We start from the raw sequence: 11,939 nt of genomic DNA, 5'->3' as shown, positions 1-11,939 counted from the left end.
TGTGCGGTTAATCCTCACTGCTGCCGTCATCCTTTTCCATCAAGCGATATAAACGTAGGGTAACAAACAATACTAGCCCAATAAACAACGGCAGGATGAGTAACCCTAACTGGGTTTTAAAATGGAAAATACCCCAAGCAAACAGCAATGTCAGTGCTAACGTTAGCAGAATTTTTTTGTTCATAGTCTTAATCTTGTATCGTGTGGTCTAATCGCAAATAGGCGGTTTAGTTTACGCTAAATCACTGGATTCGGGGTGAATGAAATGGGTTTGAAGATTATTTTGTGATTTGGCAGACATTTTGGGTGTAGTTCAGTGAAATTTGGACTGATTTGTAGCGTTAAGAATCACCACTATTTAGTGGCGAAATATTGTGTGGACGGGCAAATAATGCCGAGAATACTCGTCGTAAAATGCGATTTCAAGCAAGGATAAATGAAGAAGATTTTTAGGTAAATCGGTGCACTGAAGTGGAATAAAATCGCGTGAGGTCAAATTACCAGCAAAACCGTTAGGTTTAACAAGACTTTTGGGAGAAAAGTCTTGCCGAGACGAGGTGAAGTCGGTAATTTCTACCCCTTACGATTTTAGGTTCTTAGGTAACAACTAAACCATGCCACATATTAGTATGCGCGGCTTACCACAAGCGGTCGTTGCAGCGTTCAGCCAAACATTACTGCAGTCATTGGCGGATATATGTAAAGGTAATGCAGAGAGTTTCACATTAGATTGGATCCCAAGCATCAGTTTTCGAAATGGAAAAATTGATCAACGCTTTGTCCAAGTTGAGTTACTCTGGTTCCCTAAGGACCCTGATATACATCTTAAAGTAGAACAAACGATCAGGTTGGCAGTGACAGAGGCCTATCCAGAGTTAACACATATTGCTGTGATGTTTTTATCACTGAACCCCAGCGCTTCCTATCGGGGTGGTCAGCATGTTTAAAGGAGGATGCCTTGCTAGATAAGCTTGGTGGAATAGCCGTTCAACCCGAGGCTTTAACGTGGTTGCTCACGCCATGCCGTTTCAAGGCAGAATTACTCGCTCGTATTGCGAGCGCCAAGTACAGTATTTATATTGCGGCGCTGTATTTAGAAGATGACGAAGCGGGTCGTGAGATATTACAAGCCCTCATGGATGCCAAAGCGGCAAATCCAACGCTTGATGTCAAAGTATTAGTCGATTTTCACCGTGCGAGACGTGGCTTGATCGGCCATAAAGGTGATAGCGGTAACTATTTGATGTACCGCAGAGTTATGGCTCAAGCCGAACATCCCATCGATATCTTAGGTGTACCCGTCAAATCCCGTGAATTTATGGGTGTGTTGCATCTTAAGGGATTTATTATCGATGATGCCGTGATTTATAGCGGTGCCAGTCTCAATAATATCTATTTGCAACAACACGATAAGTACCGTTTCGATCGTTATCACTTGATTGAGTCTGCCGAATTAGCGCGCAGTATGCGCGCGATGATCCAGAAAAATATCATTTCTGATCCAGCTGTGTGTTCATTAACGCAAGATGCCGAGCAAGAAGTGCTACCACCAAAGACGGATATGCGTAGCTTTAAGCTGAGACTGTCTGATGCTGAGTATCAGTTTAAGGAGACCCGTGATGGCAATCGCATCACGCCGTTACTTGGGCTAGGACGTAAGAAAAACTTGCTCAATAAAGTGGTTGTCGCCTTGGTGGAAGAGTCAAAAGACTCGCTGTTTATTTGCACGCCCTATTTTAATCCGCCGTACATTTTAGTGCGCGCTTTAGCTAAGCATTTACGCAATGGCAAACGCATCGATATCGTTGTGGGCGACAAGACGGCTAACGATTTTTATATTCCGCCAGAGCAGGATTTCTCAACCATAGGTGCCTTGCCCTATATGTATGAGCAATCATTGCGTAAGTTCGCTAAACGCCAACAGTGGGCGATTGATAATGGTCAGCTGAATATCCATTTGTGGAAACATGGTATCAACAGTTATCACCTCAAGGGCATCAGTGCCGACGGTAATAAGCATTTGATCACAGGCTCGAACTTGAATCCAAGAGCTTGGGCGCTGGATCTTGAGAATGGTTTGTTGATCCAAGATGAAATTGGCTGCTGGAAAGCCCAGTTTGAAGCCGAGCAGGCGCATATTCTTGAACACACACAGCGGTTATATCACTACAGCCAAGTGGATACCTTACAGAGCTATCCTGCGCCAGTGAAGAAGATCATGACCCGAATTCGTCGCCTTAAAGCTGACTTTTTACTGCGTCGCATTTTGTAACGATTAAAGCTATAGAAGCAATAAATTAATCGATATTTTTGATTTATTAGAGTGTCTTATCGATTTAAAAAGCCCACAAAAATGTGGGCTTTTTATTGACTGACAGTAATAGATTTAGCTTAAACCAAGAATTGTCGCTTCAAATCATATGCATTAAATCTGTGGCATTAAATTCTGGTGAGTATCATTTTGATCTTTGGCGTAATACAGAGACAGGATTACTAAAACCACCATCACAGCACTCAATAAACCTATGCTTAACTGGCCGCCCATAGGCACTAAAGACATAGTTAATGCGGCAAGTCCGGCACCAAAATTTTGTAATCCCCCCAGTAATGCGCCCGCAATCCCAGCCTGACGTGGAAATGGCTCTAACGCAGCAGATGTTAGGGTAGGGAACAGCATGCCTGCGCCACTGAAGAATAAAATCGATCCAATAAGTAAACTCCAACCAACCACTAGATTAAAAAGACCTGGGATCAACATAAATAATGCGCCAGCACCGAGTAACGCTACACCTTGGTAAACAACCCTTTGTGGCTTATTCTGTCGGCCCGCGATGAGTGCCCCCAGTAAGTAGCCAGGAATTGGCGCAACAAAATAACAACTGACCATAAAAGGTGTCAGTCCGAGATATTGGCCATAGAGTACACCAGCAATGGCTTCAAACGCCGCAATACCGGCAAAGGTGGCGATCAATGAAAATAAATAAGCGCGAAACGCTCTATGGCGTAGGACATGCTTATAGGATTTGAAAACGGCTTGATGTTCCCGTTGCGTCTTGGGTAAAGACTCTTTAAAGAGGAATATTAACAACAGCCAGACCGCGACACCGAATCCCGCTAATACCCAGTATACGGCTTGCCAGCCAAAATAGGCCGCAGTGGCGCTGCCGATAAATGGTGCAAGCAAAGGTAAAAACACTACAGCCATAGAGACATAGCTATTAAATTTTACCAGTCGGTCACCAAAGTAGTGATCGCGGGGAATGCTACGGCATAATGCGCCTGCGCTGGCTGTGCCTAATCCTTGGATAAGGCTTGCCATAATTAGTTGGTTAAAGCTTGTGGCCTTCGCCGCGAATACAGCGCCTAGAACGAAAATTGCGATACCCACGACGAGTGGCATTTTGCGGCCAACGCGATCTGACACTGGGCCATACACAAATTGAAACATCCCGTAGGAGAGTAAGTAACAGGCCATCACGGCTTGTAGTTGGCTGGCGTCCACATGGAGCCCGAGTGCGATTTGTGGAAGGGCAGGTACAAAAATCGTCTGCGCCATTTGGCCACAGGCGACCATAAAGACAATCATTAACAGTAGGCTAGACTGACTCGCCGCTGGAGCGATATCGTGATGAATAGGAGAATGTGGCGTGCCTGACATGATATTTCCGAAAAAGGTCACTTAAGGTATTTGCGCGCATCTTACTCCCTAAAAGCGTAACTTCAAGTGTCAATCATATTGATTTAACGAAATAATTTTTAATGCGATGCATAAGTTTTTATCCTGATTTTAAGCTGTAAAGCTAAACTTACGATAGGTTATTTGTCTGTTAACTAGGTCGATGAGTTGCAAATGAATTAATACTCAGATTAACCCTTCACTGCCTATTTTCTTACATGGGAGTTTGCTTAAAAATATTGGCTATTAAGAGATTGGAGGTAAGTAAGTGGATAAGGCGCTTAATACAAGCCACCCTAAAAAAATCACGCTAAAAGGAACAAATAAGAAAGGAGATTGCGAATCGGCCTATCTCCTTATCTCCTTTAATAGTCGCGACTAGCAAGATGCTATTTTTGTAATTTCTCTATGCCCGTTAAAATCTGATACCCCACAGTCACCCTTGGCGGAACGGGGTAGTTTTTATTACTCAGCAGTACAATGCCGAGTTTTTTGGCCGGAATAAAGGCTGCATAAGCGGCAAAACCGCCAGTAGAGCCGGTTTTATTAATCCACACATTTTGCTGCGGTGCGAGGGGCGGCACTATGGGTTTAACTGGCGTACTGCCAAATACTACTTCCTGAGTGTGACCTGCAAGCAAATTATTGAGATCAATAGGATAAGAATAATGTTCCCAGATCATATCCTGTGTCATCACACCGACATCAAAGTATCCAGTATGAGTTTCATCGATAGCCGTTTGCAGTGGTTTGGGTAACGAATGCATTTGCATATTGGCCTCAACAAATTGCAGTAAATCCTTGGCTGAGGTTTTAACGCCATAAGCTTCATCGGCTAATACCCCAGGATTGACCCGCACTGGCATGTCTTGCTTATCGTAGCCTTGGGCATAATCTGCCATTTTACTGCTCGGAACGTTAATGTAGCTGTTTGTCATACCCAATTGTGGAAATAGTGTTTGCTCAAGTGCTTGTGGAAAAGTTTGCCCTAAACTCTGCGCGGCAATCATGCCGAGCAGCCCAATACTCGGATTAGCGTAATTTCTGTGGGTTCCCGCGGCAAATGACGGTTGCCAATGCTTAAGGTAATCCATTAACTCTGCGTTATTAGTGACCTTATCAGGAACTTGCATCGGCAAATCACCCGCTGTGTGGGTGGCTAAATTGATGAGACTAATCTTATCAAAATGACTGCCTTTTAATGCTTGAATATAATCACTGGCCATATCCGTGAGCGTTAATTTACCTTCGCCCTGTGCATAGTTAGCCAGTGTTGCGGTAAAGGTTTTACTGATAGAGCCAATCTCGAACAGGGTATCTTCAGTCACACTTTGCCCAGAGGTTTTAGAACTGACGCCATACTGATAAAAAAACTGCTTACCTTCTATGGTGACGCCAATCACTGCGCCGGGAATAGCGTACTCAGCCATCAAAGGTTTCACCGCCGAATCTACAAGAGTCTGTATTTCTTTGGTATTAAGTATTTTGGCTGCAGTGGCATGAGAGAATAGGGCAGCAGAGATGAGGATGCCGTTTAGTAGTGGTATTAAAGCGATCGGGGCTTTTGGGTGCATAATTGACCTTTCATCGAGACTGTATTTGTAGAGTATATTTTCGCATGATATTAGGGCTATTCCACACTAAGTTAAGTCATTACTGATATTTAGCTTAAATACTCCCCCAATAAGTAATTTAAACGTTAATTTGGTCGGTTTAGTGTTGCACGCTATTGCATACTAAGTGGTAACACAGATTAATACATTACAGTTGTTTTAAGAGATAATTGCTCTGTGCTCTTAAATTATCTGACTGGCGTTAGGCTGCATATGAAACCATCAACCACTGACACCGGCCTTTTATCACGATAATGTATTACGCGATTGCACCATTGATGGCCAAGGGATAAACTGCGCCACCGCGATAAAAAAGTGCTAAATGATGTGGTCGCGATCCTTAATAAGTTTGATAGAGAATTGGTTTTTATGGCTTTAGCCCCCCATGCAGTGCACCATTTATATCAGTACCGTAAGTCTATTTCGACTAAACCCTTTGGTGCCCGCGGTAAAAAACTGATCCGCTGTCCATTATGCCTCTTAGGTGAGCAGTTCTGTACCTGTGCGCTACGCCGTCAGTTAGATACTCACGCCAGTTTCCTGCTGATTATGTATAACGATGAGGTGTTAAAGCCGACTAATAGCGGACGACTCATAGCGGATCTTATTCCTGATACCCACGCCTATATTTGGTCACGTACAGAACCTGAAGCTGAGTTGCTTGCTTTGCTGAATTCGCCGCAATATCAACCCTATTTAGTGTTTCCTGCCCAGTATGCAGAGCAAGGGCAAACCGTACTGAACCAAGTGCCGATGTCGACATTGGCCGAAGGCAAACGGCCGCTACTTGTTCTGCTTGATGGCAGTTGGCGTGAAGCGATTAAAATGTTCCGTAAGAGTCCTTACTTACACTCACTGCCGTTGCTTTCCTTCGATCCCGACACGCTCGCGACCTATGCATTGCGTAAAGGTAGTCATGATTTTCAACTTGGCACCGCCGAGGTGGCATCATTGGCTTTAGGAGCGATTGGCGAAGCGGCTAATGGCAAAGCCTTAAGTACTTGGTTTGATTTGTTTGTTGAATCTTCCTTACTTGGCCGCAATCGCCGTTGCCGTGAGGACCTTCTGCCAATTACAGATTTTACCGATGCTTTTGAACTGGCCTTTGAACAAGCAAGTCGTAGTAAGAGTTAATCGATGTTGGATTTAATCTATTTTGAAAAAGGCTAGTTAACTATCTTCTTAAATAATAAATCCCCTACAGTGAGGGGATTTTTTATGTGTAGCAATTAACTTATAGGAACTTCATATTAAGAAGATACCTCGCACAAGCATAATTGTTTATACCGCGACTTCTTTACCATCTAACTTACGGATAACGACTGTAGCGGCGCGAGGGCGTAATGTCGTGCCCGCAGGCGTTTTTTCAGCGGCATTGGACGAATAAGGCCAATTACCGGGATGCTGAATGTTAGCAAAAACAGAAGTGTAATCAGGGCTAATAGCAAAACCCGTAACCTCACAGTCGTTTGGTCCAACGAAGAAACGCTTTAATTCCATTTGGTTATCAGCCGTTACGCCTAGCTGTTTCTCTTGGCCATCAACAAGCGTTGAAGGCACTATCGCTAGCATCTGATCGTTGGTTTCTTCTGCGACCTCCTTGGCTCCATTGTCGGTTTGAACCCACAAAATACCGCGTTGATCGAAGGCTAAACCGTCTGGGCTGGCAAATTGGTTAAGATCTGTTAAGCCTGATAAGTTTGTTTCTGCGTTACCATCACTTGGTGATCCGAATACGAAGATATCCCATGTAAATTCAGTATCTTTGTCACTTTCATCCCAACGAATAATATGGCCAAAGTGGTTTTTCAATCTTGGGTTCGCTGGATTGGTTTCAGTTCGTTTTGAGTTGTTGGTCAGGGTCAAATAAATTGAACCTGTGAAAGGATCGACAGCACACCATTCAGGGCGATCCATAGGTGTTGCACCAACAAGATCCGCTGCGCCTGCGGTGTTCAAAATAATCTCGGCTAAGCTAGCGAAAGTATTGCCTAGGGTTTTTCCGTCCGTAGTCTGGCTATCTAAGGTTAAAGGCAACCAAACACCACCACCGTTTGCATTAAACTTAGCTGCATATAAAGTACCTTCATTCATATACTTATCGCCAGTTTGTATACGATTGCTGCTGTCAGCATCTTTTGCATCCCACGCCGCGGCCGAGACAAATTTATAGAGGTATTCGAATTGTGAATCGTGGCCAGAATAGAATACTACTGGCTTACCTTCGGTTAACTTGCCAAAGGTACAACCTTCATGGCGGAAACGACCAAGCGCGGTACGTTTTACTGCGCGCGATGTTGGATTGAAAGGGTCAATTTCAACAATATAACCGTGACCATTCGCTTCATTACGATAGTCATCTTGAGCACTTGCACCTTTTGGTGTGACATCAAAACGTGCGAATTCATCGAGACGTTCCTCATCATGACCTGCAAGATCATCCCAGCCATAACGTGTGCTGGTTTTGCTGATCCCAATGCGATTTTGCTCCACAGTTAACGTACCACGGTTTGCGAAATAGCCTGGCCAGTTTTCTTCACAGGTCAAATAAGTGCCCCAAGGCGTGTAACCATTGCCGCAGTTATTTAATGTACCGCGAGCCTGACTCCCGTCGGGAGAATAGCGGGTTTCGAGTAGAGAAGAGTAGGCGAGAGGACCGCTAATATCCATCACAGTCGCACCGGTGAATCGGCGGTTATGGTTATCATTACTAACCACTTCCCATTGATTATTAACCAGTTTTATACGTACAACCGATACGCCATGGGCGTTGATTTCTTTACGTACCTCATCGATAATCGTGCGCAAACCTGAAGTAGGATCAAAAGTTTGTCCTGCAGGATGTAATGCAACTTCATCAATATATTCATGGTTAATGCAAAGTAAACCGTCATTACCCGTATCATTTAATGGAAAGAAATGCATGCCATCGTGGTGCATACCGACTGAGTTCGCTTGGTCATCGGCAGTGTTACTACCATCACTTTTCCATGGTGCTGCTTTTGCATTTAATGGAGTGCCCCATGGTGCAAGTACCTGCGCTGTATAGCCTTCTGGCACAACGACGGCATCTAAACGAGAACCCGCAACTGACGTAAAGTTTAGCTTGGCGGTACTTTTTGTCGGTGGCAAAGGTGTCACTGGATCAACAGGTTTTGTAACAGGGGCGTCATCTGATCCGCAAGCAGTTAAGCCTACACTGGCAAAAGCTGTCATAGCACTGAGGCCTAAACCACTTTTTACGAAGTTACGGCGAGATAAATGTTTATCCAACACTTGGTTAAATGGCTCGTTATTACTTTTATTATAAAGTGTAGGATCAAAGGTGGCCTTACTCATATATTACTCCGGCTAGTACGATGGATTAAATTTCGTGACTAAGGCTAAAGTATCAATATGACAATAAAGATGATTTTATATTACAATAATACTGCAGTGAGCAATAAACCCGATATGCTATAAAAATGTTAACCAGCAGTTTGCTATGGTCTAAGCTGCTGAGGTCAAAGTACCTCAATTAGGATTTTTATTCTGCTATAATGTCAAATCTTGTGTCACAGATAAAAATATATAATGTGAAGTTATTGCTTTAATTATTTTTCAAATTAAAAATTGGAAATAATTTTAATATAATTACTGTATATCATTTTTTTCATAAACATGATAGATTTATATTTAACGTTATAATTTCTATTTAATTTTTGATAAAAGACTAACTGATCCTTATCGAGTCATGATCTAGTTTAGTCTTTTGGGTTTTAGTCTCTTGGTTTTAAATAATGGCGAAGTGAGCGCGGATCGGTATGGCCAGTTCTGGCCATAATGTATAAATGATCTTTATCATTTTCATGGAGTTGAGTGACACAACCACTACGCAAACTGTGGGCACCATAAAACTTTGCAGGTAGGCCCGCTTTTGTGCAATATTTTTTAATTATGCGATAAATATCGTCTCCCGTGAGAAAACCACTATTTTTATGTAAACTTGAATTCGCTTCAGAGTGATGTTCTACTATTTGATAAGGGCGTAAATATTTCCCATCACGGGAAAGCGATCTAAATAAATGCCCATCCTCTATATTGGCGAGTGATAACCAATTTTTTACCGCGTTGAGTGCTGCAAAAGGTTCATGATCCGGCAGGTCTTTCCATTCCCGTTGACCTTGCTGATTACTCTTCGAATAAGGTAGGCGCACTTTTAGCTTATTGCGTAAAAAACTGACATATTGAACTTTTATATCTGCAAGTTCAGAACGGCGAAACCCACCTTGTAATCCTAACTGAATAATGGCTTTGTCTCTTGCTCGGGTTAATGGCTGCACTTGTTCATCGATAGCTTGAATGAGCATTTCCACTTCATCATACATAATCGGTTGTTGATCATAATCACTCACATGGCGAGATTGATTTCTGCTTAAACCGCGCATCACTCTGATCACCAGAGGGTGCTCGGTAGGTGAGTGGAATCCCGCTTGAATATGGTGGTAGCGAATCGCCGCGAGTCGAGTCGTTAATGTCTGTTTAGAAAGTTGTACTCCAGTACTCTCTTGGATCAATTCTTTCTGATGACCAATAAATGAAATCACGCTACGGGGATCTGCGGGAAGGGTCTGCAGTTGGTGTTCGGCACAATAACGGCTAAATAGACTAAAGCTCGTATTATAAACACGGCGGGTGTTGGCTGAAATTTCATATTCAGTTTCTTCGGCAGCACTTAAATAATCACTTCGAACAGATTGTGGCAGGAAAGTCTCTTCAAAAAAACGTGGCTGTTCAGCACGGTTATTATTGTGATGATCTGATCCTGTCACTCTTTCATTCGTTACATTGGTGTTATTTTGAGCATTACTATTTGTCCGGATCATTTTAGACATGCCGTTGAAGTCACCTGATATCGAATTAAGAAGACGTAATTATACGCAAATCACACCTACATCTACCAGTGATAATCGTCATTATCACTGGTAGAGTGCTTATTTGTTCAAATAAACTTCTGTTATCGGAATAGGGCGCATTAAATAGCATTTAGTTGGTTTTTTTAGTTTAAAAAATAGTCAAGATAAAGCCATTTGGACAATGGCGATTAAGTATGCGGATATAGAATTAAAAGCAAAAATAGTATGAAATTTGTACTTTCTATATGCGGTGGTTTCGAACTTGGTTAGCCAAAGAATCACAACTTTAAAGAATGGTTTAACCATTTTATTGACTTTGTTGAATGGAATGCCGCTAAACTAGGCTTGTCTATTGGATGAAATTTAAGCTAATAAGTACAATAGCTTACTAGGTATTTGACCTGATACGAGTTGAGTTATTCTTCCTAAAGTAAAAGGAAGCACAAGGAATCGATATCACACACAAAAAATGGTTGAACCATATATTAATACTTATCGATTTGTACTAGCATAAGGACCGATTTATTTCATCTGCATTAGACGCATGCTTAGCTAAAGAAACGTATTTATGGAACCGCAAGCCTGGATATATCAACAAGACAAACCAACAGCAGGGAGAAAATTATTATTGCTTGAGGAAGCAGAATTAATTTTTGCCTTACCCTTAATTTATCGCCTTATCAATCCTGAAGCTGTGGCATCTAAACCGGATTGGTTTTGTGACGCTGAGTTACAAACGGTTTTCTATACTAAGTTGGTGACACAACTAAATGAATTGGTCCGATTACGCAAAAAGGCACAGCGGATCGACAACGAGCTTACTAATGTAAACAAAATGCTTAATCAGTATTTTACTGATTTTGGCTGGCGTATGGTTCGTAAAGAATTATCTCAAATAAAAAAACGGCAAAAAAAGTCTCATATTGAGCTGAGTAGGGATATTATTTTGAGGTTAAAACGTTATATGGAAACTCAAAAGTTAGACAGTTTTGACCAAGCCATTGATACCCTATTGTCAGAGCATAATGAAAATATTTCGCTTAATGTTTTACAACATACTGATGAGGATGTTGTAGGTGACATTATTGATGAATAGAACAAAATAACCGCGGATCTATGTTTTGAAGAATATGATTTTAAAGTTGTTCTATTGCCTAAAATGGATTATCTAATAAAGGTAAGTTAGCCGTGACTTATCTGTGCAGACACGTAAAATTACTGTTAAGATCTTATATTTACGACTAGATAACGCGGGGCATTAGAGATGAGTTTAAGTATTGCAAACGATAGGAAAATTGCGGTTTTATGCCGAATTGAACCTGGCTGTCTCGGACCTGATGGCGTAGATCATATTGAGGCGTTTTGTGCTTTGGCTCAGAAAGCGATGCAACATTTCGATGTCGATGTTGGCACTTGGTTGCTGATCCCAAGATACGATAAAACCTTGGAAGAGATGCAATACAGTGTTGCCAATAAATTACTTTCCCGCGAACAAGCGACGAAATATCTTGTCTCTATCGGACGTGATATTGATAGTTTTGAAGAAAGATTTCAGGATAAACTCACCTCGCTGATTAATTTATACCTTGCGAGAAAACCTTAAACTGGAGACTGCATGCGGCCGAGATTAACCTAAGCTCTAGCCTCGGCGCTTATATTGTCCATCGCTCATTTTTTAAAGCCGTTTTTATTTTTGCATTCAAGTTTTTATAAGAATAGCCAATTACTTCTTATAAAATCAATAGATTAACCATC

General features: G+C 42.1%; 10 protein-coding genes. 5 read left to right on the top strand and 5 right to left on the bottom strand.

All coding sequences use genetic code 11. From position 1 onward, the window contains the following. Window positions 1-7: 7 nt before the first annotated feature. Entirely contained in the window at window positions 8-184 is a 177-nt protein-coding gene (locus ACHA99_RS08645) for a hypothetical protein (RefSeq protein WP_006081710.1), read from the bottom strand. A gap of 430 nt (window positions 185-614) precedes the next feature. On the opposite strand from ACHA99_RS08645, the gene ACHA99_RS08640 reads away from it, so the two are divergent. Both ACHA99_RS08640 and pssA read left to right on the top strand, forming a co-directional pair. Beyond that, entirely contained in the window at window positions 615-947 is a 333-nt protein-coding gene (locus tag ACHA99_RS08640) for a DUF1904 domain-containing protein (protein ID WP_028759882.1), read from the top strand. A gap of 11 nt (window positions 948-958) precedes the next feature. Further along, window positions 959-2,272, top strand: coding sequence for a CDP-diacylglycerol--serine O-phosphatidyltransferase (gene pssA / locus ACHA99_RS08635; RefSeq protein ID WP_287480739.1), 1,314 nt, complete (start codon window positions 959-961; stop codon window positions 2,270-2,272). A 153-nt stretch (window positions 2,273-2,425) separates the two neighbouring features. Here the strand turns inward: pssA and emrD are convergent, their stop codons facing one another. Then, window positions 2,426-3,658, bottom strand: a complete 1,233-nt coding sequence (gene emrD / locus ACHA99_RS08630) for a multidrug efflux MFS transporter EmrD (RefSeq protein ID WP_393942189.1) — start codon at window positions 3,656-3,658, stop codon at window positions 2,426-2,428. Window positions 3,659-4,065: 407 nt separating this feature from the next. Then, the gene (gene ampC / locus ACHA99_RS08625; RefSeq protein ID WP_393942187.1) at window positions 4,066-5,250 is read right to left on the bottom strand and encodes a class C beta-lactamase; all 1,185 of its coding nucleotides are present in this window, start codon (window positions 5,248-5,250) and stop codon (window positions 4,066-4,068) included. A gap of 408 nt (window positions 5,251-5,658) precedes the next feature. Here ampC and ACHA99_RS08620 point away from each other — a divergent pair, with 408 nt between their 5' ends. After that, window positions 5,659-6,423: a tRNA-uridine aminocarboxypropyltransferase gene (locus ACHA99_RS08620; protein ID WP_028759886.1), complete on the top strand. Its 765-nt coding sequence runs from the start codon at window positions 5,659-5,661 to the stop codon at window positions 6,421-6,423. A gap of 147 nt (window positions 6,424-6,570) precedes the next feature. Here the strand turns inward: ACHA99_RS08620 and ACHA99_RS08615 are convergent, their stop codons facing one another. Together ACHA99_RS08615 and ACHA99_RS08610 are read right to left on the bottom strand one after the other, a co-directional pair. Continuing rightward, window positions 6,571-8,628: a PhoX family protein gene (locus ACHA99_RS08615; RefSeq protein ID WP_393942185.1), complete on the bottom strand. Its 2,058-nt coding sequence runs from the start codon at window positions 8,626-8,628 to the stop codon at window positions 6,571-6,573. A 419-nt stretch (window positions 8,629-9,047) separates the two neighbouring features. Further along, window positions 9,048-10,163 carry a tyrosine-type recombinase/integrase gene (locus tag ACHA99_RS08610; RefSeq protein WP_393942183.1) on the bottom strand — a complete coding sequence of 372 codons (1,116 nt, stop codon included), beginning with the start codon at window positions 10,161-10,163 and terminating at the stop codon, window positions 9,048-9,050. 589 nt (window positions 10,164-10,752) lie between these two features. Between ACHA99_RS08610 and ACHA99_RS08605 the strand changes: the two genes are divergently transcribed. Further along, complete coding sequence (locus ACHA99_RS08605; protein WP_263181381.1) at window positions 10,753-11,280, top strand: hypothetical protein; 528 nt, start codon at window positions 10,753-10,755, stop codon at window positions 11,278-11,280. A 168-nt stretch (window positions 11,281-11,448) separates the two neighbouring features. Continuing rightward, window positions 11,449-11,787: a hypothetical protein gene (locus ACHA99_RS08600; protein WP_393942181.1), complete on the top strand. Its 339-nt coding sequence runs from the start codon at window positions 11,449-11,451 to the stop codon at window positions 11,785-11,787. Window positions 11,788-11,939 lie beyond the last annotated feature (152 nt).

The organism is Shewanella sp. S23-S33 (assembly GCF_043359565.1).
Classification (GTDB): Bacteria; Pseudomonadota; Gammaproteobacteria; order Enterobacterales; family Shewanellaceae; genus Shewanella; species Shewanella oncorhynchi.
This window is presented reverse-complemented; position numbering and strand designations above follow the sequence as displayed.